At 72.3% G+C, this 20,773-nt stretch carries 20 protein-coding genes; 8 read left to right on the top strand and 12 right to left on the bottom strand.

Going from position 1 to position 20,773, the window contains the following annotated elements; genetic code table 11:
• Positions 1-153: 153 nt before the first annotated feature.
• On the bottom strand, positions 154-1,500 hold the full coding sequence (locus tag ACH4E7_RS15835; protein ID WP_396249628.1) for an MFS transporter: 1,347 nt from the start codon (positions 1,498-1,500) through the stop codon (positions 154-156).
• Positions 1,501-2,050: 550 nt separating this feature from the next.
• On the opposite strand from ACH4E7_RS15835, the gene ACH4E7_RS15830 reads away from it, so the two are divergent.
• On the top strand, positions 2,051-2,509 hold the full coding sequence (locus ACH4E7_RS15830; protein WP_396249602.1) for an OsmC family peroxiredoxin: 459 nt from the start codon (positions 2,051-2,053) through the stop codon (positions 2,507-2,509).
• Between the two features lie 119 nt (positions 2,510-2,628).
• Here the strand turns inward: ACH4E7_RS15830 and rpe are convergent, their stop codons facing one another.
• Positions 2,629-3,312 (bottom strand): ribulose-phosphate 3-epimerase, encoded by a 684-nt coding sequence (gene rpe, locus ACH4E7_RS15825; RefSeq protein WP_396249601.1) that lies wholly within the window; start codon positions 3,310-3,312, stop codon positions 2,629-2,631.
• 238 nt (positions 3,313-3,550) lie between these two features.
• Between rpe and ACH4E7_RS15820 the strand changes: the two genes are divergently transcribed.
• Both ACH4E7_RS15820 and ACH4E7_RS15815 read left to right on the top strand, forming a co-directional pair.
• A complete protein-coding gene (locus ACH4E7_RS15820; protein WP_396249600.1) occupies positions 3,551-4,405 on the top strand; it encodes a hypothetical protein in 855 nt (284 codons plus the stop codon).
• A 220-nt stretch (positions 4,406-4,625) separates the two neighbouring features.
• A complete protein-coding gene (locus ACH4E7_RS15815) occupies positions 4,626-5,477 on the top strand; it encodes a hypothetical protein (RefSeq protein ID WP_396249599.1) in 852 nt (283 codons plus the stop codon).
• A gap of 204 nt (positions 5,478-5,681) precedes the next feature.
• On the opposite strand, the gene ACH4E7_RS15810 is transcribed toward ACH4E7_RS15815, so the two are convergent.
• The 5 genes from ACH4E7_RS15810 to ACH4E7_RS15790 form a co-directional block, all read right to left on the bottom strand.
• Positions 5,682-6,206 (bottom strand): DUF4188 domain-containing protein, encoded by a 525-nt coding sequence (locus ACH4E7_RS15810; RefSeq protein ID WP_396249627.1) that lies wholly within the window; start codon positions 6,204-6,206, stop codon positions 5,682-5,684.
• A gap of 95 nt (positions 6,207-6,301) precedes the next feature.
• Positions 6,302-6,907 (bottom strand): TetR/AcrR family transcriptional regulator, encoded by a 606-nt coding sequence (locus ACH4E7_RS15805; protein ID WP_396249598.1) that lies wholly within the window; start codon positions 6,905-6,907, stop codon positions 6,302-6,304.
• 205 nt (positions 6,908-7,112) lie between these two features.
• Positions 7,113-8,099: an aldo/keto reductase gene (locus tag ACH4E7_RS15800; protein WP_396249597.1), complete on the bottom strand. Its 987-nt coding sequence runs from the start codon at positions 8,097-8,099 to the stop codon at positions 7,113-7,115.
• 59 nt (positions 8,100-8,158) lie between these two features.
• Entirely contained in the window at positions 8,159-8,995 is an 837-nt protein-coding gene (locus tag ACH4E7_RS15795) for an ABC transporter permease (RefSeq protein WP_396249596.1), read from the bottom strand.
• Entirely contained in the window at positions 8,995-9,978 is a 984-nt protein-coding gene (locus tag ACH4E7_RS15790; RefSeq protein WP_396249595.1) for an ATP-binding cassette domain-containing protein, read from the bottom strand. Before ACH4E7_RS15790 ends, ACH4E7_RS15795 begins: the two co-directional genes overlap by 1 nt.
• 105 nt (positions 9,979-10,083) lie before the next feature.
• Between ACH4E7_RS15790 and ACH4E7_RS15785 the strand changes: the two genes are divergently transcribed.
• The gene (locus ACH4E7_RS15785; RefSeq protein ID WP_396249594.1) at positions 10,084-10,833 is read left to right on the top strand and encodes a TetR/AcrR family transcriptional regulator; all 750 of its coding nucleotides are present in this window, start codon (positions 10,084-10,086) and stop codon (positions 10,831-10,833) included.
• 109 nt (positions 10,834-10,942) lie between these two features.
• Here the strand turns inward: ACH4E7_RS15785 and ACH4E7_RS15780 are convergent, their stop codons facing one another.
• The gene (locus tag ACH4E7_RS15780; RefSeq protein ID WP_396249593.1) at positions 10,943-12,337 is read right to left on the bottom strand and encodes a pyridoxal-phosphate dependent enzyme; all 1,395 of its coding nucleotides are present in this window, start codon (positions 12,335-12,337) and stop codon (positions 10,943-10,945) included.
• A gap of 168 nt (positions 12,338-12,505) precedes the next feature.
• Between ACH4E7_RS15780 and ACH4E7_RS15775 the strand changes: the two genes are divergently transcribed.
• Positions 12,506-12,976, top strand: a complete 471-nt coding sequence (locus ACH4E7_RS15775) for a hypothetical protein (RefSeq protein WP_396249592.1) — start codon at positions 12,506-12,508, stop codon at positions 12,974-12,976.
• A 59-nt stretch (positions 12,977-13,035) separates the two neighbouring features.
• Here the strand turns inward: ACH4E7_RS15775 and ACH4E7_RS15770 are convergent, their stop codons facing one another.
• Positions 13,036-13,527, bottom strand: coding sequence for a hypothetical protein (locus ACH4E7_RS15770; RefSeq protein ID WP_396249591.1), 492 nt, complete (start codon positions 13,525-13,527; stop codon positions 13,036-13,038).
• An 8-nt stretch (positions 13,528-13,535) separates the two neighbouring features.
• Positions 13,536-15,113 carry a peptidoglycan-binding protein gene (locus ACH4E7_RS15765; protein ID WP_396249590.1) on the bottom strand — a complete coding sequence of 526 codons (1,578 nt, stop codon included), beginning with the start codon at positions 15,111-15,113 and terminating at the stop codon, positions 13,536-13,538.
• A gap of 408 nt (positions 15,114-15,521) precedes the next feature.
• Here ACH4E7_RS15765 and ACH4E7_RS15760 point away from each other — a divergent pair, with 408 nt between their 5' ends.
• Together ACH4E7_RS15760 and ACH4E7_RS15755 are read left to right on the top strand one after the other, a co-directional pair.
• Positions 15,522-16,664 carry a serine hydrolase domain-containing protein gene (locus ACH4E7_RS15760; protein WP_396249589.1) on the top strand — a complete coding sequence of 381 codons (1,143 nt, stop codon included), beginning with the start codon at positions 15,522-15,524 and terminating at the stop codon, positions 16,662-16,664.
• The gene (locus tag ACH4E7_RS15755) at positions 16,661-17,218 is read left to right on the top strand and encodes a hypothetical protein (protein ID WP_396249588.1); all 558 of its coding nucleotides are present in this window, start codon (positions 16,661-16,663) and stop codon (positions 17,216-17,218) included. The genes ACH4E7_RS15760 and ACH4E7_RS15755 overlap by 4 nt, the downstream gene beginning before the upstream one ends.
• Before the next feature lie 65 nt (positions 17,219-17,283).
• On the opposite strand, the gene ACH4E7_RS15750 is transcribed toward ACH4E7_RS15755, so the two are convergent.
• A complete protein-coding gene (locus ACH4E7_RS15750) occupies positions 17,284-18,672 on the bottom strand; it encodes an alpha/beta fold hydrolase (RefSeq protein WP_396249587.1) in 1,389 nt (462 codons plus the stop codon).
• Between the two features lie 197 nt (positions 18,673-18,869).
• On the opposite strand from ACH4E7_RS15750, the gene ACH4E7_RS15745 reads away from it, so the two are divergent.
• Positions 18,870-19,859, top strand: coding sequence for an ArsR/SmtB family transcription factor (locus ACH4E7_RS15745; RefSeq protein WP_396249585.1), 990 nt, complete (start codon positions 18,870-18,872; stop codon positions 19,857-19,859).
• Between the two features lie 65 nt (positions 19,860-19,924).
• Here the strand turns inward: ACH4E7_RS15745 and ACH4E7_RS15740 are convergent, their stop codons facing one another.
• Positions 19,925-20,734, bottom strand: coding sequence for an alpha/beta fold hydrolase (locus tag ACH4E7_RS15740; protein WP_396249584.1), 810 nt, complete (start codon positions 20,732-20,734; stop codon positions 19,925-19,927).
• Between the last annotated feature and the right edge of the window lie 39 nt (positions 20,735-20,773).

Here is a 20,773-nt window from a genome sequence, read left to right as displayed (position 1 = left end):
ACCGCAGCGGGGGACGTCCTCCTCCGGGTCGCGGATAGAAAGTCCGCTCGGCCAGGTCCTGGTGGTGGCCGTCGGCGCCTATCCGGTAGACCTTGAGCGTCAGCACTCTGGTCCGCCGGCCGAGGAGCGCGGGGCCGCAGGAGTTCACATCTCTCAAGCCGCCCCTCCCACGGCAGCCTCGACTGCACCCCCGCACCCCTCGGCAAGGGCAGGTCGCTGTGCGGGGGGCAGCTCCGCCTTCCCGGTCTCCCGCATGGCCAGGTAGACGATCAGGGAGATCCCCGCACAGGCGGAGACGTACCAGTAGAAGCCCGACTCCATCGAAGCGTTCTTGAACCAGAGCGCGACGTACTCCGCCGTCCCGCCGAACAAGGCGTTGGCCAGGGCATACGGGAGCGCGACGCCCAGCGCGCGCACGTGGGTGGGGAACAACTCCGCCTTCACCGCGGCGTTGATCGACGTGTAGCCGCTGACGATCACCAGCGCCGCCAACGAGAGCAGCAGCGCGCCGCCGAACGTGCGGGTGTGCGACAGCATCGTCATGAGCGGCACGGTTCCGAACAGCGATCCGATCCCGAACGCGATCAGCAGCGGTCGCCTGCCCACCCGGTCCGACAGCGCCCCTGCCAGCGGCTGAAGCAGCATGAACACGAACAGCGCGCAGAAGCTGACCAGCGACGCGTCGTTCTTGCTCAGGCCGACGGTGTTCGACAGGTACTTCGTCAGATAGGTGGTGTACGTGTAGTACGCCACGGTGCCGCCGATGGTCAGGGCCATCACCAGCGCGAACTCGCGCTTGTGCCGCAACAGCTCCCGTACGGTTCCACGTTCAGGACTTCCCGCACCGGGCTCCTCGGCGGTGTACGCCTGCGTCTCGACCATGCTGCGCCGCAGCCACAGGACGACGGCGGCGCCCACCGTGCCCACCAGGAAGGGAATCCGCCAGCCGTAGGAGTGCAGTTCGGCGTTGGTCATGGTCCGCTGGAGAATGATCTGCAGGCCGAGTCCGACCAGCTGTCCCAGCGTCATGGAGACGTACTGGAAACTGGACGTGAAGCCCCGGCGGTTCGAGTGTGATGCCTCCGTGAGGTAGGTGGCGCTGGCGGCGTACTCGCCGCCGACGGACAGCCCCTGCAGCAGTCGGGCCACCAGCAGTACACCCGCACCGAGATTGCCGGCCTGACGGTAGGTCGGGGCCATGGCGACGAGCAGCGCGCTGACCGACATCAGGGCCACGCTCAGGGTGAGCGCGGCCTTGCGGCCGCGCCGGTCGGCATACCGGCCGAGAAGCCATCCTCCGACCGGGCGCATGAAGAATCCGACGGCGAAGACGGCGGCGGTGTTCAGCAGTTGTGCCGTGGCGTTGCCGTGGGGGAAGAAGGCACCGGCGAAATAGGTGGCAAAGGTGGTGTAGACGAACCAGTCGTACCACTCGACGAGGTTGCCGACCGACCCGCCTATCACGGACTTCCACGGCATACGGTTTGCTCTCGCCTGCATGGCGTCGGGCATCGGGGAGCTCCTGCACTTCCTTGCAACCAGGCCGTCACCCGCAAAAGGGGCGGATGCCACGGGCCTGAGAGTCGATGAAACCGCGTCCTGACCAGCACTCGGTGGGACATCCGGTTGAGAGAGCAGTCCACCAACGAGGACGACTGAAACTCAAGCGCGCGACCCGCGCCCGCTCAAACTCTTCGGTCCGCCACGGCGCACCCTTCGGCATCGGCCGAGAGGCACTCGGCCGCACAGCCGGCGGCCGATCTCGTCGTGCCCGTAGCCCGGACGACGCCCACCTGTTCGCGGCGGAAGCACGGTGCGGCGTGGCGCACGCACCGAATGAACGGGCATGCCGGACCGAAGGATTTCGTTCGTCGGTTGCCGGGTCTGGACCGGGTCCGCGCAGGCCTGATGTGATCGGCGAGCGAGCCCCGGGAGGTACGTGCGGACACCGCCGTTCCGAGGGCCGTCCCGCGTGCCTCGACCGATCCGAGCCGTATCCGTCGACGGCGAGTGTCCGCGCTCCGAGACGAACCGGATTCAAGGAGAAGTAATGGCAACAACCTGCACGTCGTCCACCGTGTGGAAGGGCGCGCTGCAGGACGGCCAGGGGCTGGTGTTCCTACGCTCTTCCGGCGTGGCCGCCTATCCGGTCTCGTGGCGGGGCCGCGAGCAGGAGTCGAGCGGGGCGACCAGCCCCGAGGAGCTGATCGCGGCCGCGCACTCCTCCTGCTACTGCATGACCCTCTCGCAGGCCCTCACCGAGGCGGGCACGCCACCGCTCTCCCTGTCGGCGAGAGCCGACGTGACGTTCCATCCGGGCGTCGGGATCACTGGTGTCGCCTTGACGATCAGTGGCACGGTGCCGGGCGTCTCGGTCGAATCGTTCACCGCGGCGGCCGAGAACGCCAAGCGCAACTGCCCCGTCAGCCATGCACTGGCCGCCGTCCCCATCACCCTGATCGTGAACCCGTCGGACCTGACGCTGACTCCGGCGCACCCAGCCGCCTGAAAGGACGTGGAACCCGGTTCGTCGTCACCGATCATCCATCACGGTGCGACGTTCCTCCACCCGCGCCCGGCCATCCGGCGGTGCCGCGTTCAGCGGACCTCCGTGCCCGTCGGCGGGCCTCAGTGCTCGCAGGCCCACCAGGCGTCCGCGCTCGCCTTGGTCGCGAGCTCGCGCAGGTTGCGGACGGCCTCGGCCGGGTCCTCCGCCCCGTACACCGCCGAACCGGCCACGAACACGTCCGCGCCGGCCTCGGCGCAGCGCTCGATGGTGGCGGCCGAGACGCCGCCGTCGACCTGCAGCCACAGCTCCAGGTCGTGCTTGGCGATCAGCTCCCGGGTGCGGCGGATCTTCGGCAGCATGATGTCCAGGAACGCCTGGCCGCCGAAGCCGGGCTCGACCGTCATGATCAGCAGCATGTCGAGCTCGGGCAGCAGGTCCTCGTACGGCTCGATCGGGGTGCCCGGCTTGAGCGCCATGGACGCGCGGGCGCCCTTGGCGCGGATCTCGCGGGCGAGCCGGACGGGCGCGGCGGCGGCCTCGATGTGGAAGGTGATCGAGCCGGCTCCGGCCTCGACGAACTGCGGGGCCCAGCGGTCCGGGTCCTCGATCATCAGGTGGCAGTCGAGCGGGATGTCGGTGGCCCGGGCCAGCGACTCGACCACCGGGACGCCCAGGGTCAGGTTGGGCACGAAGTGGTTGTCCATGACGTCCACGTGCAACCAGTCGGAACCCCGGACGGCCTCGGCCTCGTCGGCGAGCCGGGCGAAGTCGGCGGAAAGGATGCTGGGGCTGATCTGGGGCATGGCCGACTACCTTCGTGCGAGGGCTTGCGAGGGCTGGGGCGCCCGGTCGGCGGGCACCTCACCCCATCATCTCGCGCCGCGTCACCGCCTACCGCACCCCGCGGCCCCCGCGTGACCGTCATCACACCCCGGCCGTGGTTACCGGGACCACCCCCGTGGCCATCAGCACCTGAGCGGCCCCGGCGCCCACCGGGCCGTCCCCGTCCAGCCGGCAAGCTCCTCGGAGGAAGGTCTCCCGATGTCCGATCCCGTCCACTCCGCCCGCACCCTGTGGTGGCTCTTCGAGCCGGTGTACGCCGTCACCTTCCTCCAGCCCGAGAGCCGGGCGGCCTTCGAGGCAGCCGGGCTGGACGGCGGCTGGCGCGGCTACTTCGCCGGCCGCTCGGCCCCGCTGGGCGCGGTGGACGCGCCGCCGGTGGTCGCCGCGTTCTTCAGCTTCGCCCCGGCGATGGTGGAGCGGGCACTGCCCGAGGTGTGGACGCACGCGAGCCCCGAGCAGGCGCTGGCCGCCCGGGCCGAGGGGTCGGCGGCGGCGCTGGCCCGGCTGCTGGCGCCGGTGAAGCCCGAGCAGGTCGAGTCGGCGGCGACCGCGCTGGAGGAGGCGGCGGCCCGGTTGGACTGCGCCGGCCGGGTGCTGGCCGCCGCCAACGCCGCGCTCCCCCGGCCGGTGGACGTGTACGGGCGGCTGTGGCAGGCCGCGACCGTGCTGCGCGAGCACCGCGGGGACGGCCACGTGGCCGCGCTGGTCGCGGCCGGGCTGGACGGCTGCGAGGCGCCGGTGCTCCACTGCGCGCTGGACGCCAGCCGCGAGGTGCTCCAGCCGCTGCGCGGATGGACGGACGAGGAGTGGGCGGCCGCCGCGGCCCGGCTGGTCGAGCGCGGCTGGCTGACGGCGGAGGGGGCGGTCACCGAGCTCGGCCGGGTCCGGCACCGGTCCGTCGAGGCCGCCACCGACCTGGCCGCCGGCCGGGTGTGGGAGGGCCTGTCGCACGACGAACTCGACCGCCTGACCGCCGCCTTGAGGCCGATCGCGGCGCTCTGTCGCGAGCAGATGCCGATCAACCCGCTCGCGATGCCGCCGGTGAACCGGTAACCGGCCGGATGCGGGCGCCGAGAACGAACCCCCGCCCCGCGTGACCGTCATCACACCCCGCCCGTGGTTACCGGGGCCACCCCGGTGGTCATCAGCACTTGAGCGGCCCACGCGTCCGCCCGGGCGGCGCCGGCCCCGTGCCGCCCGGGCAACCGCCGGGCCGTCCCGACCAGTCGAGCTCCCCGCGCCCGCCCGGAGCTCTGTCCGAGGAAGGCTCCCGATGGCCGATCTCGTCCACCCCGCCCGCGCGCTCTGGTGGCTCTTCGAACCGGTGCACGCCGTCACCTACTTCCAGCCCGAGAGTCAGGAGACCTTCGAGGGGGCCGGGCTGCGCGGCTTCTGGCGCGGCTACTTCGCCGGCCGCTCGGCCCCGCTGGGCGCGGTGGACGCGCCGCCGGTGATCGCCGCGTTCTTCAACTTCGCCCCGGCGATGGTGGAGCGGGCGCTGCCCGCGGTGTGGTCGCTGGCGAGCCCGGAGGAGACCCTGACCGCCCGGCTGAAGGGCTCGGGGGCGGCGCTGGCCCGCCTGCTGGAGCACGTCGACCGGGCGCAGGTCGAGCAGGCGGTCGAGACGCTGGAGCAGGCGGCCGCCCGGCTGGACTGCGCCGGCCGGGTGCTGGCCGCCGCCAACGCGGCGCTCCCCCGCCCGACCGGGCTGTACGAGCGGCTCTGGCAGGCCACCACCGTGATGCGCGAGCACCGGGGCGACGGCCATGTGGCCGCGCTGGTGGCCTCCGGGCTGGACGGCTGCGAGGCGCTGGTGATCCGCTGCGCGATGGACATGCGGCGCGAGCAGCTCCAGCCGGTGCGCGGCTGGACGGACGCCGAGTGGGAGGCCGCCGCCGAGCGCCTGGTCGAGCGCGGCTGGCTGACGGCGGCCGGTTCGGTGACGGAGCTCGGCCGGATCCGCCACCAGGCCCTGGAGGCGGCCACCGACCTGGCCGCCGCCCGGGTCTGGGAGGACTACCCTCGCACCGAACTCGACCAGCTGGCGGCCGCGTTGAAGCCGATCTCGGCGCTGTGTCGCAACAACCTGCCGTTCTACCCGGTCGGACTGCCGGACAACGGCTGACGGTCCGCCGCCCCGGGCGGGCCGAGCACTGGCCCCACCGCGGATCCCGCGCCGCGTCCAGCTGCCCGTCGACGATCTCCCGCACCAGCTCCGAAGACTCCCACTGCGCCCGGTACGGCACCTCGCGCACCACCCGCGCCGGCCGCACGGCGCCGCCCTGATCGACCATCCCTCGACGCTCTCACGCCGGGGCGACCGGACGACTCACGACACTCCCTGAGGGCCCTCGCCCTCCCCCGACCGGTAGGCCAGCCGCTGCGCGGCGTGCCGACCGCGCTGCTCCACCGGCAGCGAGCCGGTGGCGCCGGCCAGGCCGAACGCCGGCATGTCGAAGTAGATCGACTCGTAGCCGCCCTCGGGGACGATGTACGTCTCGTGCCAGAGCCCGACGTGCCGGCGGGTCTTGCCCTCGCGCACCAGGCGGTTCGCGATGCCCCACACGGTGTGGTGGAAGCCGTCCGACGCGCTCGCGTAGCGGTACAGCTTCTCCTTCGACTCCCAGTACTGGACGACGTAGTAGGTGCGCGGCGAGGCGGTGAGCAGGATCCGCCCGCGCAGGCCCCGCTCGGGGCTGCGGCTCAGCTCGTACAGCATCCGGAGCATCGCGAACATCACCGGACCCCAGTGGTGCACGGCCCAGAAGCGGTTGATCCGCATGCCGATCAGCAGCACCACGGTGTCGCCGGTGGCGGCGGCGGTGGTGTAGCCCGGCAGCGGTTTGGCGAACAAGGGCATCTCTGCCTCCTTGAACCAGCACCCCATGTAATCGGTGATTACATCAGCGTGCACGAGCCCGGTCAAGGCTCGCTTCAGCCACAACTACGCTATTTATCAGGCCTGTTGGCGATCCCCTGGCGGAAGGTGTCCAGCACCTGGACGACCAGCTCCTCCGCCTTCGCCGCCGGCAGGTACCCGTCCACGATCATCTGCGCCAGCCCGTACACCAGCGCCTGCCCGGACAGCAGCACCAACTCCGGATCGCCGGGTCCCAGCCGGCCCGCCTGCTGGTCCGCCACGATCAGCCCGGTGAACGCCCGGTCGATGCCCTCCAGCCGCTCCCGCAGCTCCGGATCCCGGGTGGCCGTGAACACCCGCGAGCGCACCAGTTCGAACCGCCGCGGATGGTGCATCGCGTACCGGACGAACCCCAGCCCGAGCGCCCGCATCGCCGACCCGCCGACCGCCTCGGCGGCCGCTACCTGCGCCTCCTGCCACCGCACGAAGTCCGCCAGCACCCGGTCCGCCAGCGCGGTCAACAGCGCCTGCCGGTCCGCGAAGTGCCGAAACGGCGCGCCCGCCGACACCCCCGCCCGCCGCGCCACCTCCCGGACACTCACCTTCTCCTGCCCCTGCTCGTCCAGCACCTCGAACGCCGCCGTCACCAGCGCCTCCGGCAACGCCCCGTGGTGATACGCCTCCCGCTCCCTCATGTCTGACTTGCTACCACAGCCGGCCAGGCCGTCGCCGGACGGGCGAACAGCCGTTCCCGGCGGTCGCGGCCCCGTCGAGGTTCCGGACCCGCTCAACGCTCCGGTCTGCCCCCTCGACGGTCCGGTCCGCCCCCTCGACGATCCGGTCCGTCTCGACCTGGCGAGGCGGACCGGAGTCGGGGTCGGAAGGCGCGAAGGTCCGGGCCTACCAGGCGTAGTCCTCCGGGGCGGGCTGGTGGCCGGGGAAGAGCTCGTCGAGGCGGTCGAGGGTCTTCTGGTCGAGCTTCAGGTCGAGGGCCGAGACGGCCGCGTCGAGGTGGGCCGGGGTGCGGGGGCCGATGATGGGGGCGGTGACGGCCGGACGGGAGAGCAGCCAGGCGAGGGCGAGGTCGGCGGGGTCGGTGCCGAGTTCGGCGGCGAAGTCCTCGTAGGCCTGGAGGCGGTCGCGGTGCTTCTCCAAGAGCTCGCTCGCATAGCCCAGCGCGCTGCGGCCGCGGGTGCCCTCGCGCTCCTTGCGCAGGACGCCGCCGAGCAGGCCGCTGCGCAGCGGGGACCAGGGGATGAGCCCGAGGCCGTAGTGCTGGAGGGCGGGGATGACTTCGAGTTCGACGGTGCGGTCGAGCAGGTTGTAGAGGGACTGCTCACTGACCAGGCCGAGGAAGTGCCGGGATCGGGCGGCCTCCTGGGCCTGGGCGATGTGCCAGCCGGCGAAGTTGCTGGAGCCGACGTAGATGATCTTGCCCTGGGTGACCAGGACCTCCATCGCCTGCCAGATCTCCTCCCAGGGCGTGTCCCGGTCGATGTGGTGCATCTGGTACAGGTCGATGTGGTCGGTCCGCAGCCGACGCAGGCTGGCCTCGACGGCCTTGCGGATGGCGAGCGCGGAGAGCCTGCCCTCGTTGGGCCAGTCGCCCATCTCGGCGTAGGCCTTGGTGGCGAGCACGGTGCGCTCGCGGCGGCCGCCGCCCTGGGCGAACCAGCGGCCGATGATCTCCTCCGTGCGGCCCTTGAGGTTGCCCTCGCTGTCGCGGCCGTAGGCGTTGGCGGTGTCGAAGAAGTTGATGCCGCGCTCGTGGGCGGTGTCCATGAGGCGGTGGGCCTCGGCTTCCTCGGCGTGGGGGCCGAAGTTCATGGTGCCGAGGCAGAGGCGGGAGACGGTGAGGCCGGTGCGGCCGAGGTGGGTGTACTCCATGGCGCCCCACCCAAGACCACACCGGCACCGGTGTCCAGCACATTTCGGGACCCGGCGGGTCACCGTCCGTGCATGGCGAACTTCCGTACGGCCAGCGGCCCGCAGAGCGCGAGCAGCACGGCACTCCAGAGCAGCGAGGCGAGCAGCGCGTGCTGCGTCGGCCAGGCGTCGCCGGGGGCGGACGGGTTGCCGAAGAGTTCGCGGCAGGCCTGGACGACGGAGCTGATCGGGTTCCAGTCGGCGACCGCCCGCAGCCAGCCGGGCATCCCGCCGGTGGGCACGTAGGCGTTGGTCACCATCGCCAACGGGAAGACCACGACGGCGAGTTGGCCGGCCGCCTCCTCCTTGCCGACGGCCAGGCCGAGCAGCGTGCCGACCCAGGTCATCACGAAGCGGAAGAGCAGCAGCAGCGCGAACGCCCCCAGTGCGTCGGCCACGCCGTGCCGGGCGCGCCACCCGGCGGCCAGCCCGACCAGTGCCAGCAGCGCCAGCACGACCACGCTGACCAGTAGATCGGCGAGGGTCTGCCCGAGCAGCAGGCCGGTGCGGGAGACCGGCATCGAGCGCAGCCGGTCGGTGACCCCGCGCCCGACGTCGCGGGCGGCACCGACCATGGTGGGCATGATGCCGTTGGTGGCGACCATGGCGAACAGCCCGGGCATCAGGAACTCCCGGTAGTCCCCGCCGCCCGGCACCTGCATGGCGCTGCCGAAGACGTACCCGAAGACCACCACCATGACCACCGGCACGCCCAGCGAGGCGACCAACAGGCCCGGGGAGTGGCGGTAGTTGAGCAGGACGCGGAGCATCGACGTCCAGGTGTCGGACGCCAGCCGGCCGCCGGGCGAGGGACGGGAGGCAGCCGGCCCCGAGGCGAATGGTGCGGTGGCGGCCATCAGGCGGCCCTCCCCAGGTCGACGGAACCGGACTCCCGGGGCTTCCCGGTCAGTGCGAGGAACACGTCGTCGAGCGAGGGCGCCCGCACCGCGACGTCCTCGGCGACCACCCCGGCCGCATCCAACTCCCGCACCAGCGACGGCAGCAGAATGTTCGCCCCGGGCCGGGTCAGGACCGTGACCGCCCGCTCGGCCACGTCCACCCGGGCGTCACCCCCGGAGAGCGTGGACAACACCACGGCGGCGGCGCCGAGCTGGCCCGGGTCGGCCAGGGTGACGGAGACCTGGCCGCCGATCGCCGCCTTGAGTTCGGCGGGCGGGCCGGTGGCGATCGCGGCACCGTGGTCGACGACCACGATGTCGTCGGCGAGGCGGTCGGCCTCCTCCAGGTACTGGGTGGTGAGCAGCACGGTGGTGCCGCCGTCCGCCAGCTCCTGGACGGTGTCCCAGATCCCCTGCCGGCTGCGCGGGTCGAGCCCGGTGGTGGGCTCGTCGAGGAAGAGCACCGGCGGGCTGGTGACCAGGCTGACGATCAGGTCGAGACGCCGGCGCATGCCACCGGAGTAGGTGCGGACCAGCCGGTCGCCGGCCTCGGCGAGGCCGAAGCGGGTCAGCAGTTCGTCGGCGCGCGCCCGGGCCTGCCGCGCACCGAGGCGGTGCAGCCGGCCGAAGAGGTGGAGATTGTCCCGGCCGGTGATGCCCTCGTCCAGCGCGGCGTGCTGCCCGGCGAGGCCGATCGCCCGCCGGACTTCCTCGGCGGAGCGGACGGCGTCGTGCCCGGCGACCCGGACGGTGCCCCGGTCGGGGGCGACCAGAGTGGCGAGAACCCGCACGGCGGTGGTCTTGCCGGCGCCGTTGGGGCCGAGAAGGCCGCAGACGGTGCCGGCCGGGACGGTGAGGTCGAGGCCGCGCAGGGCCTCGGTGGACCCGAAGCGTTTCTCCACGCCCGCCATCTCGATGGCGGGTCGGGCGGTGTCGGACATGGCTCTGCCCCTTCTCTAGGTACAGCGTACGTAGAAGCGCGCGCGGACGCCATCGTACTACGTACGCCGTACGTATCTAAGATGAGAGAGCGAGGTGATCTTCCAGTGCCGTCCAGCAAGACCCCCACCGACTCCGAGAGTGCGGAGCGACCCGGAAAACCGGTGCCCCCCGAGGCCCCCGAACTGATCTGGCTGCGCCCCGAGCGCACCGGCCGGGGCCCCCGCCCGGCCCACAGTCGCGACTCGATCGCCGCGGCCGCCATCGTGATCGCCGATGCCGAGGGCCTGGACGCCGTCTCGATGCGGCGGGTCGCGGCCGCGCTCGGCGCGGGCACCATGTCGCTCTACAACTACGTGCCGAAGAAGGAGCACCTGCTCGATCTGATGCTCGACGCGGCCAGCGGTGAGTACCGGCTGCCGCCCGAGCCGAGCGGCGACGTCCGGGCCGACCTGGCGCGCCTCGCGCACGAGCAGCTCGCCATCTTCCGCCGCCACCCCTGGCTGCCCGCCCTGGTGCTCGCCCGCCCGAGCATCGGCCCCAACGCCCTGCGCTACACCGACCACTTTCTCGCCGTCACCGCCCCCACCGGCCTGGCCGGCGGGGCGCGGATGGAGGCGATGGCGCTGTTCAACGGGTTCATCTGCCAGTTCGCCCAGTACGAGCAGACGGCCGCCGCGGGCGCCAAGTGGCAGACGGAGATGGTGGGTTACCTCACCCAGGCGGCGATGAGCGGCGAATACCCGCACCTGGCCCAGGCGTTCGCCACCTCCGGCCCGCCCGCCGACCCGGACCAGGCCTTCGACCGCACCCTGGACCGGGTGATCCACGCCATCCTGGCGCCCGCGGCTCAGTGACCGCCGACTCCGTGACCCCCGACTCGGCGATCACCGGATCAGCGACCACCGGATCAGTGACCGCCGACTCGGCGACCACCGGACCAGCGATCACCGGCCCATCGACCACTCAGGAGAGCGCCGCCCGCGTCAGCACCCCGGCCGCCTTCCCGTCCACCAGCACCACCACGCCCGGGTGCCCGCCCGCCAGCGCGGCCCGCGCGTCGGCCGCCGGCTGCCCGACCCCGACCGTCGGCAGGGCCGGCCCGAGCAGCGGGCGCACCGGACCGTCGGACTTGGCCGCGCCGTCCGCAATCGCCGCCAGCAGTACCTCCCGGGACACCGAGCCGAGCACCTCCGCGTCGGCCACCCCGTACGGTCGCGCCGCCCGCGGCAGTACGGCCGGGGCGACCCCGCCCGGTGCGCCCCGCAGCGCCTCCAGTGCCTCGCCGACGGTCGCGTCCGCACCGACCGCCACCATCGGGCCGGCCGCCTCCAGCGCCGCCCGCACCTCCGTCTCCCCCTGCTCCTCCAGGAAGCCCCAGCGCCGCATCCACCCGTCGCTGTGCACCTTGGACAGGTAGGAGCGGCCCGAGTCCGGCAGCAGCACCACGACCAGGTCGTCCGGCCCCAGCCCGCGTGCCGTCCGCAGCGCGGCCGCCACCGCCGTACCGGAGGACGGGCCGGCCAGGATGCCTTCCTCGCGGGCGAGTCGACGCGCCGTCAGCAGCGACTCGCGGTCCGGGATCCGCTCGAAGGAGTCGATCACCTCCGAGCGGTAGGCCTGCGGCCAGCGGTCCTCGATCGTCTCGGGGTGCAGGAAGTGCCCGATGCTCTCGACGAACCACGGGCTGCCGTCCCCGCCGCCGTACGAGGAGGACTCCGGGTCCGCGCCGATCACGGTCACCGCACCGCCGGACACCTCCTTCAGGTACCCGCCGGTGCCGGTGACGGTGCCGCCGGTACCGACGCCCGCGACGAAGTGGGTCACCCGGCCTCCGGTCTGCTCCCAGATCTCGGGGCCGGTGGTGCGGACATGGGCGTCGGGATTGGCCAGGTTGTCGTACTGGTTGGCGAGCCAGGCACCGGGGATCTCCTCGGTGAGCCGCTTGACCACGTTGAACAGGTGCCGCGGATCCTCCTGCGCCACGGAAGTCGTCGCCAGCACCACCTCGGCGCCGTACGCCCGCAGGATGTCCGACTTCTCGGACGCCGACTTGTCCGACACCCCGGCGATCACCCGGTACCCGCGCTGACGGCCCACGATGGCCAGCCCGATACCGGTGTTGCCGGAGGTCGCCTCGATGATCGTCCCGCCCGGCCGCAGCAGGCCCTCCCGCTCGGCAGCCAGGATCATCGACAACGCGGCACGGTCCTTGACGCTGCCGCCGATGTTGAGGAACTCCGCCTTGGCGTAGATCGGCGCGGCGATCCCGGCGCCCAGCCGGGCGAGGCGGAACAGCGGCGTCCCGCCGATCGCGTCGAGGACGGATTCGTGCACTGCGGCCATCATGCGCTCCTTCATCCGGTGCAACGTGTGCATACGTGTCCGACCGAGCCTGCCCACACCCGCGCCCCGCTAGCCGTCCCGACGCGCACCTCCCCCGCCGGGGGGAAACGACCCCACCCCGGGCAGGACGCCAACCGGAGCCGGGTCGACCAGGCTTGGGACATCGAACCCCGAGGAGCGGACATGACTCGACACCGGTTGCGCACCGTCACCCTGGCCAGCAGTCTCGCCCTGCCCTACATCGCCCTGAAGTCGTACTGGGCGGCGGGCGGCCGGGCTGGGCTGGCCGACAGCTTCGACATGGCCGACGAGTTCCGGCGCAACGACGCACCCACCGCCCTGATCTGGCTGGAGCACCACGGCGTCGACTTCACCGCCGTGCTGGCCCTGACCGGCCTGGCCCTCGCCGCCGTCCTGGCCCACCGCCCACCGCGCCTCCGCCCGCTCCGCCGTCTGCTGCTCGCCGCCGCCTGGGCGGGCACCCTGCTGATCCCGTACGGCCTGCTCACCGCCCTGCTGGGCGCGCTCGGCCGCGACGACGGCAACCACCCGCTCACCGGCTGGGTGGTCCCGGCCGGGGCCGCGGCCTTCGTCGGCATCGGCACGGCACTGGCGCTCAGCGCCTGGCCGCACCGGGCGACAGCGAAGGTGTGACGCGTCCTCCCGGCTCCGGATCCGGCCCCGCCACCGCCACCGCCACCGCCACCGCCCGCTCAGCGGACGTCGACGGTGAACTCACGCTTGGTCTGGTCGGACCCGCCGAAGGACTTGTGGCCGCTGTACCCGGCGTGCACGGCGATGGTGGTCCGGCCGGAATTCCGGGCACGGAAGGTGAAGTAGTAGTGACCGCCCGAGCCGCGGTTGCCGATCAGAACGAAGCCGGCCAGGTCCTCGATGCCGACGTTGTCGACGTACTCGTCTCCGGACGGCTGCACGATGGCCGGGTCGGGGCCCGGGAAAGCGACGGTCCAGGTCTCGCGTCCCCCCTGGTATCCGAACACCTCGATCGAGAAGAGTTCGCCGGGCTTGACGGTGAGCTGCCCCGAGGACTCGGTGAACACCGTGCCGTGGTCGAGTCTTCCGGTGGTCATCCGGTGGACGGCCACCGCGCCGACGACGCCCGCGACGGCCAGCAGCGCGGTCAGCACCAGGAGGATCCGGCGTTTGGCCGCACGGCTGCCGCGCCGGGGCTGTGGGGTCTTCAATTCAGGCCTCACTTGGGCATTCGGACGCTTGAGACGGCAGGGAACCTGTCGTCGGACGCGCCCTGCATCTGGCTGTTGACGAAGTCGCTCTCGCTGACCCAGCTGGTGCCGCCCCACGGGTTGTAGAGCTCCAGCAGGTCACCGCGGTGCGCGATGATCACCATCTGGTGGCTACCGGGCTTGTACCAGTGGCCGCTGTTGACGGAGATCGGCACGGGTTTGCCCTCGTCGACCTTCTGCTCGATCTCGGCCAGCACGTTCTGGCGCTGGTCCCGGCTGTCGAGGTCCACGTTCTTGTAGTCGGCGCCGGTGTGCGCGCCGATCTCATCGTTGGCGACGTCCTTGGACTCGTAGTCCAGCATGCCGTCGGTCCACTTGTGCCACCAACCGCGCTTGTCGTGGACGCGGTCCGTCTCCTTCAGCCAGCGGTCGTACGCGGCCTTGCCGTTGTCGTACGTCGGGTCGCCGGGGTGGCCGCCGGTGGTGAGCTGGAAGGCGAACAGCGGGTCGACCATCGCCCGGGCGGTCACTGTCGAAGCGGGCACGCAGGTCCCATGATTGCCCTGGTCCCATTTGACGCCCTGGTAGCCCGTGAGCGCATCACCGGGGGAGACCGCGTCGAGCTGCACCGGGGAGATCCGCTCGGCGAGCCAGGCGGGGTCGTCGCCGTGCGCGTGGATCTGGTCGTCGAAGGCCTTGATCTCGTCGTAGCCGTGCCCGGCGGCCAGCGCCTTCATCAGGTAGGCGCGCTCCTCAGGGGACTTGGTCCCGGCCAGCAGCTGGTCGAAGCGGGCCCGGTCGGCGTCGCTCATCCGGTCCATGATCTGGGCGGCGCGGGTGGCGTTGGCCTCGGTCAGGATGCCGCCGTACTCCTGCTTGCCGGCCACGGTGGCGTCGACGAGGACCAGCTTGTCCTCCGCGCCCAGGCCCTTGTTCTTGAACTTGCCCGCCAGCGCCTTGTTGGCCAGTGCGTTCAGCTCACGGGCGGCGGCGCGGCCCGCGTTCTCGGCCTTCACCGCGGCGTCGTAGATCGACTTGATGCCGTCCTTCGCCTTCGCGTGGGCCGTGTGCATCTTGTCGTCGTCCCAGTGGATCGGGTCCGGCGCCCCACTGACGGTGATGTCGTGCAGCAGCTCCAGCGCCTCGCTCAGCGGCGCGGCGCCCTGCCCGTGCAGGGTCTGCGCCTCGCTCAGCGCGGTGGCCAGCGTCTTGAGGTGCAGTCGGCCCTTCTCCAGCGCGTCGCGGCAGCGCGTCAGATCGTCGGCGGAGGCCTTGACCACCTCGGCGGCCTTCTCGCCGACCTGCCCGGTCCAGGCGTCGGGCAGGTGCTGGCTGCCGACCCGCGCCACCTTCATCTGGATCGCGTCGATCTGGCCGACCGCCGTGTTGTACGCGGCGGCGAGGTCACCGATCTTGCCGGAGTCCCCCTTGGGGGCGGACAGCTGCAAGGCGTCGTGCACGGCGTACTTCAAGTCGCCCGCGCCCCACATGCCATGGGACTCGTCGATGGTCTTCTTCAGCCGCTCCACCTGCTGTCGCTGGCTGCCCGGCTTCTCACCGAGGGGGTGCAAGTCGTGGTCGGCCACCGTCACCCTCCGTGGTGCCGCTGCGTCAACCCCGCGTCCCCACGCCTCTCCAAGCAGGCGCTGAATCCTGTTCCGGCGGCGCCGTCACTCATGTTTCTCCCCCGACTCCCTCCCCCGATGTCCTGCCGTACGGCCGAGGACCGCCGAACAGCATAACGGCAGCCCCGCCCCCTCCTTCGTGGCCATCCCCCAGGTCAGCGCCCAGGCACATCCGGCACCTGCCAGGCCCGCCGAGGAGGTCTTGCGCCCCGTCCGGCTCCGATGATGCGGGCCCGGGGCAGCTGGGTGTCCCGGGCCGTCACATCCGCCCCATTCGCCCCAGCCCGGTGAAATCACTCGTCGCGGCCGCGCCGACCCCGTACCGTGGTCCGGTCAGTGATCTTGGCCAGGGAAGGGCGGACACGCACCATGCGGCAGTACCAAGGGTGGGCGGACGAGCGTTACGGCGCGGTCGCGGACGTCTTCGCCGCCAACTTCGAGGAGTTCCCCGAGCTCGGCGCCGCGGTCACGGTGTACGTCGACGGCCGCAAGGTGGTCGAGCTGTGGAGCGGCACCGCCGACGCGCGCACCGGCCGGGCCTGGACACAGGACACCCTGGTGCCGGTGTTCTCCTGCGCCAAGGGCCCGGTGAGCATCAGCGCCCTGCTCCTCGCCCAGCAGGGCCGGCTCGACCTGGACGCCCCGATCGCCCGCTACTGGCCCGAGTTCGCGCGCCACGGCAAGCGGGACATCACCACCCGGATGATCCTCGGCCACCGGGCCGGCCTCCCGGCGCTGGACGCGGTGCTCTCCTTCGAGGAGATCGCCGCCTGGGAGCCGGTGATCCGCGCGATCGAGGAGCAGGAGCCGCTCTGGGAGCCGGGGACGACCTATGAGTACCACGGCCATGTGCTCGGCTTCGCGGTCGGCGAGGTGATCCGCCGGGTCACCGGCCTGACCCCGGGCGCGTTCCTGCGCAAGGAGCTCGCCGAGCCGCTCGGCCTGCCGCTCTGGATCGGCCTGCCGGAGAGCGAACTCCCCCGCCTGGCCCGGCTGGTGGAGGCCGAAGGCCGCCGCCCGATGCCCGGCCCGGAGCACCTGCTCACCCGGATCGTGACCATGAACGGCGCCCTGGTCTTCCCCGGCCTGGACGTGCCGCACGGCTGGAACGACCCGTCCCTGCACGCGATCGAGCTGCCCGGCGCGGGTGCCGTCGCCTCCGCCACCGGACTGGCCGGCCTGTACGCGGCCGCGGTCACCGGCCTGGACGGCGGCGAGCGGCTGCTCTCGCCGGATACCGTGACCGACGCGGTGTGCGAACTCTCTTCCGGCCAGGGCTTCCTGGGCTTCGACATGGGCGCCCGCTGGGGCTCCGGCCTGCTGCTCGACTCCCCGGCCTTCCGCCGGCTGCTCGGCCCGCGCAGCTTCGGCAACGACGGCTCCGGCGGCCAGTTCGCCTTCGGCGACGACGAGTTCGGCGTCGGCTTCGCGTACGTCGCCAACCGGATGATCGGCCACGGCGACGCCCGCGCCAACCGGCTGATCGAGGCGGTCCGCGGGTGCCTGGGGTGACGGACTTCCTGACCCGGCTCACCGGGCTCGCTGCCACCGGCACCCTCGGCGACCTGTACTGCGGCGCCTCGCTGCCCGAACTCGCCGCCCGCTACGGCGAACCGTGGGACGGCGGCCGGATTCATCGGGACACCCGCTGGCCGCATCACTTCGGCTGGGGCGACGTGCAGACGGTGGTCTGCCGCTGCCGGCAGCTCCGCTCGCTGTCCCTACCGATCTGGCACGGCGAACTCGAACTCCCGCTGCCGGGCGGCGAGTCGGTGACGCTGGACACCCGGATCGGCGAGACGGCCCTGACCGCGGCACTGACCGCGGCCGGCTGCGCCTGGCAGACGGTGACGTACGAGAACCTCCCCAACCAGCGGAACCTGGAGTTCTCGCCGGCCGAGGAGGTCCGCGTGACGCTGGTCCTCACCGATCGCGAGGCCTACGACGAACCCCCGCTGGAGGAGTGGGTGCTGCACAAGGCCCTACTGTGGAGCTACGACCACGTGGACTGCCCCGAGCCGGACCCCACCCTGCCGGACGACGGCTGGGGTGCGGCCGAACTCTGAGGCGGGAACCCTGAGGCGGCGACCGGCCGTTCCGTCCCCTGTGCGGAACGGCCCGCCGCCGACCGTTACTTGAGCAGGAAGTCGTAGACCGCCTGCCGCCCGACCGGGTTGGCCGCCCGGGTCTGCACCGAGTGCGCCGCCCCCGGGACGATCACGACCTCCGGGTCATGCGCCAGCTCCGCCTGCTGATACAGCCACTCGTACGGGGTGGAGAGGTCCCGGTCACCACCGAGCAGCAGCACCGGCACGTTGGGCAACTTGCGGTGCGCCGGCGGCAGCGGCGGCACCTGCTCGCGCGGCCAGTCCAGGCAGACCAGCAGGCTGCCCAGCCCGGTCGCGGTCGCCGGGTCGTACGGCCAGGTCTCCTCGGCGGTCAGGTCCTGCCTGGTCTCCTCCAGCGCCGCCGCCCGGCCCTCGACCGGGGTGTCCGAGCTGCCCCACGGGTAGCGCCCGTCGGCGCACAGGGTGGCGGCGTGCAGGCCCTGGCTGAGCGCCTCGGCCGGCGCGGCATCGTTCTTGTGCACCTCGTCGATGAAGGCCTGGAGCTTCTCCGGGTGCCCGCCTGCAGCCTCGTGCAGGGCCTCCGGCACCCCGCCGTAGTTGGGGTCGGCGAACTCGTAACTGGTGAGCGCGTCCAGGATCTGCGGCCCGTTGCCGTACTTCTGCACGGTGGTCGCGAGGTCGGCGGCCGGGTCGGTGGTGCAGCCGGTGGCCTGGCAGGCGGAGCGCAGCACCCGGGCGGTGGCGGGCAGCGCGACCAGGTCCATCGGGTCGTAGCCGCCCTGCGGCACCACCGAGTCGAGCACCAGCCGCTCCACGTGCGCCGGGTGGGCGAGCGCGTACCGCTCGGCGACGAAGGTCCCGTAGGAGACGCCGTCGATGGTGAGGCGGTGGTCGCCGAGGGACTGGCGCAGCAGGTCCATGTCGCCGACGGTGTCCGCGGTGCTGTAGAAGCGGGCGTTCGGGCCGAGGGCGGCCCCGCAGTCGGTGATGGACTGCTTGCGGGGCGGGGTGAGGTCGGAGGAGCCCATGTCCTCCTGCAGCCCGGGGCACCGCAGCGCCCGCTCGCCGGTGCCGCGCTGGTCGAACATGACCAGGCGGTAGTCCTTGAGGACGGGTGCGATCTTGCTCGCGATCCGCCGGATCAGCGGCACGCCGGGCTGACCGGGGCCGCCGGTGAGGAACAGCAGGTCGCCCTTGGGGGCGTCGGTGTTCCCGGTCATCGCCACGTCGAGCTGGAGGGTGCCGGGGACGGCGCCGCCGTGGTCGAGCGGCACGGTGATGGTCCCGCAGGTGAATTCGGGCGCGCCCTGGCAGGGTGCCTGCCCGGCGATCCCGCCGCCGTGCCGGGCCGGTTCGGCCGGCGCCGCGACGGCGGGGGTGGCCACGGTGGTGCCGGCGACCACCGCGACGGCGCCCAACAGGGCGGCGATGCGGCCGCGCGTGCTCGTCATGTTCGTCCTTCCGGTCGCGCCGCGTCCGTGCTGACGCGGTCACGGAGCCAGCTTGGGCCCGGGGGGCTTCGAACGCGAGCATTCGTGCCAGGATTCGACCAGCGTCGAAACGTCGGGTGCCGAAAGCCGAATAAGCCCGGTCAGGTCGACGGCCTGACAGTCCGACAGTCCAAGAGGCCGACAGGGGGAAGGACGCCGTGATCCGGCTCACGATCGACTCGGCCGGGCTCGCCCGCACCCGCTTCGCGGTCTCACCGCTGCACGAAGCGGTCAACACCCTGATGGCCTCCTCGCTCAACTCCCGCACCGGGCCGTATGCCTGGGTCGGACGCACCCGCCGGGTGCTGCGCCGGGAGAAGCTGGAGCTGCTGGCGGGGCTGGCCCTGGAACAGGACGGCGGCTACATCCCCGATTTCCTCTCCCCCCACCCCTCCGGGCCGGACCCGACGGTCGCGGAGCAGCTGGAGGCCGTCCGCCGCACCGACCCCGAGCGAGTGCTGGCGGAGCTGGAGACCGTCCAACGCGGGCTTTCCCAAGCCAATCTGATCGGCCGCCAGATCTCGGATGTGGTGCTGTGCACCCTGGAGCGCGGCCCGCGCTACTTCGTCGAGCGGATCGCGGACGAGCTGGGCCGCTACTGGGAGGCGGCGCTCGCGCCGTACTGGCCGGACGCCCGGGCGGTGCTGGACGCCGAGATCGACCAGCGGGGCCGTTTCCTCGCTCGACACGGTTCCGGAGCTCTGTTCAACTCTCTTGCGCCGCAGCTCTCCTGGGCGGATGGGCTGATCCAGCTGGAGAGCCGTTTCGAGGTGAACCTGCCGGCCCGAATGGTGCTGCTGATGCCGACGTTGGTCAGCCGCAGGATCCACGTCATCCTGGATCCGGTCGACGGCTGCCACCGGGCGCCAACCCTGATGTACCCGATCGCGCCGCCGGCGGCCGCCCCGCAGACACCCACGCCCGCGCTGGCGCAGCTGCTCGGGCCGACCCGGGCGGATCTGCTGGCCGCGCTGATCGATCCGGCGACGACCGCATCCCTGGCTGCCCGGCACTACCTGAGCGCGGGGACGGTCTCGTACCACCTGGGGGTGCTGCACCGCTCCGGCCTGGTCAGCCGGGTGCGCAGCGGGCGGGAGGTGCTGTACCGGCGGACGCCGCGCGGGGAGGAGCTGGTGGCGGCCCGATAGGGGTGGCACAGCGGCAGGCGCATGCACCGGCGTGTGCCCCGGTTTTCGCGCCCCTCAGGCTTGCTTCACGCCAACGCGCGCGGGAGCACCACCCGCACCCATTCCTCCGGCTGCGACAGATGCGGAGCGTGACCGGCGCCCGCGTAAACGTGCCGTTCCACCTTCGGCAGGGTGAGGTCGATCAGGTCCAGCACCTCGCCGAACATCGGCGCACTGTCATCGCTCTGCGTGAGCAGCGCGGGGTCGGTGAACCGGGCCAGGCCGGCGAGGTCGAGGTCGAGCGCGTCCGGGTCCCGTAGCTCGTCCAGATAGGTCGGCGCGTTGCGGATGTAGGTGTGCCGCACCGGCGCCGGCAGCTGCTCCCAGGCACCCGGGCCGAAGGTCAGGCTGTCCACGTACAGTTCGGCGGCCGCAGCGGATTCGGCCTGCTCCAGCAGCTCCCGGACGGCGGCGATCCGGTCGGCGAACGCGGTGCCGATCGGGCGCAGGTCCGGATCCGCGAGCAGGATGCCGCTGCCCGGCGGCTCGTGCACGGCGATGCCGCGCAGCAGGTCGGGCTGGGCGGCGGCCAGACGGAGCGTGACCAGCGCGCCGTAGGAGTCCCCGCAGACGAAGGCGGGCGCGAGGCCGAGCCCCTGAATCAGCCCGGCGAGGTCGGCCGCGTCCTCGTGCACCGAACCCTGAGTGAGCAGGTCCTCGCTGCGGCTGTGGCCCCGGCGGTCGTACGCGATCACGGTGGTGAACTCGGCCAGGCCCGGCATCACCCGCGCCCAGGAGTCCCCGTCGCTCCACGACCCGTGCACCAGCACCACTCCAGGGCCCTGGCCAAGGGCCTCGTAGTGCAGCGACACCCCGTTCACCCTGATCTCGGCCATCACGAGCCTCCCGGCCTCGGCGGTGCTCCCCCACCAGCC

The organism is Kitasatospora sp. NPDC018058 (assembly GCF_044327205.1).
Classification (GTDB): Bacteria; Actinomycetota; Actinomycetes; order Streptomycetales; family Streptomycetaceae; genus Kitasatospora.
The sequence above is the reverse complement of the archived record's forward strand: the minus strand, read 5'-3'. Positions and strand labels throughout refer to the sequence as shown.

Coding starts and splice junctions, on each gene's coding strand:
- ACH4E7_RS15835 (WP_396249628.1), bottom strand. CDS start 1,500: ATGCAGGCGAGAGCAAACCGTATGCCGTGGAAGTCCGTGATAGGCGGG.
- ACH4E7_RS15830 (WP_396249602.1), top strand. CDS start 2,051: ATGGCAACAACCTGCACGTCGTCCACCGTGTGGAAGGGCGCGCTGCAG.
- rpe (WP_396249601.1), bottom strand. CDS start 3,312: ATGCCCCAGATCAGCCCCAGCATCCTTTCCGCCGACTTCGCCCGGCTC.
- ACH4E7_RS15820 (WP_396249600.1), top strand. CDS start 3,551: ATGTCCGATCCCGTCCACTCCGCCCGCACCCTGTGGTGGCTCTTCGAG.
- ACH4E7_RS15815 (WP_396249599.1), top strand. CDS start 4,626: ATGGCCGATCTCGTCCACCCCGCCCGCGCGCTCTGGTGGCTCTTCGAA.
- ACH4E7_RS15805 (WP_396249598.1), bottom strand. CDS start 6,907: ATGAGGGAGCGGGAGGCGTATCACCACGGGGCGTTGCCGGAGGCGCTG.
- ACH4E7_RS15800 (WP_396249597.1), bottom strand. CDS start 8,099: ATGGAGTACACCCACCTCGGCCGCACCGGCCTCACCGTCTCCCGCCTC.
- ACH4E7_RS15795 (WP_396249596.1), bottom strand. CDS start 8,995: ATGGCCGCCACCGCACCATTCGCCTCGGGGCCGGCTGCCTCCCGTCCC.
- ACH4E7_RS15790 (WP_396249595.1), bottom strand. CDS start 9,978: ATGTCCGACACCGCCCGACCCGCCATCGAGATGGCGGGCGTGGAGAAA.
- ACH4E7_RS15780 (WP_396249593.1), bottom strand. CDS start 12,337: ATGAAGGAGCGCATGATGGCCGCAGTGCACGAATCCGTCCTCGACGCG.
- ACH4E7_RS15775 (WP_396249592.1), top strand. CDS start 12,506: ATGACTCGACACCGGTTGCGCACCGTCACCCTGGCCAGCAGTCTCGCC.
- ACH4E7_RS15760 (WP_396249589.1), top strand. CDS start 15,522: ATGCGGCAGTACCAAGGGTGGGCGGACGAGCGTTACGGCGCGGTCGCG.
- ACH4E7_RS15750 (WP_396249587.1), bottom strand. CDS start 18,672: ATGACGAGCACGCGCGGCCGCATCGCCGCCCTGTTGGGCGCCGTCGCG.
- ACH4E7_RS15740 (WP_396249584.1), bottom strand. CDS start 20,734: ATGGCCGAGATCAGGGTGAACGGGGTGTCGCTGCACTACGAGGCCCTT.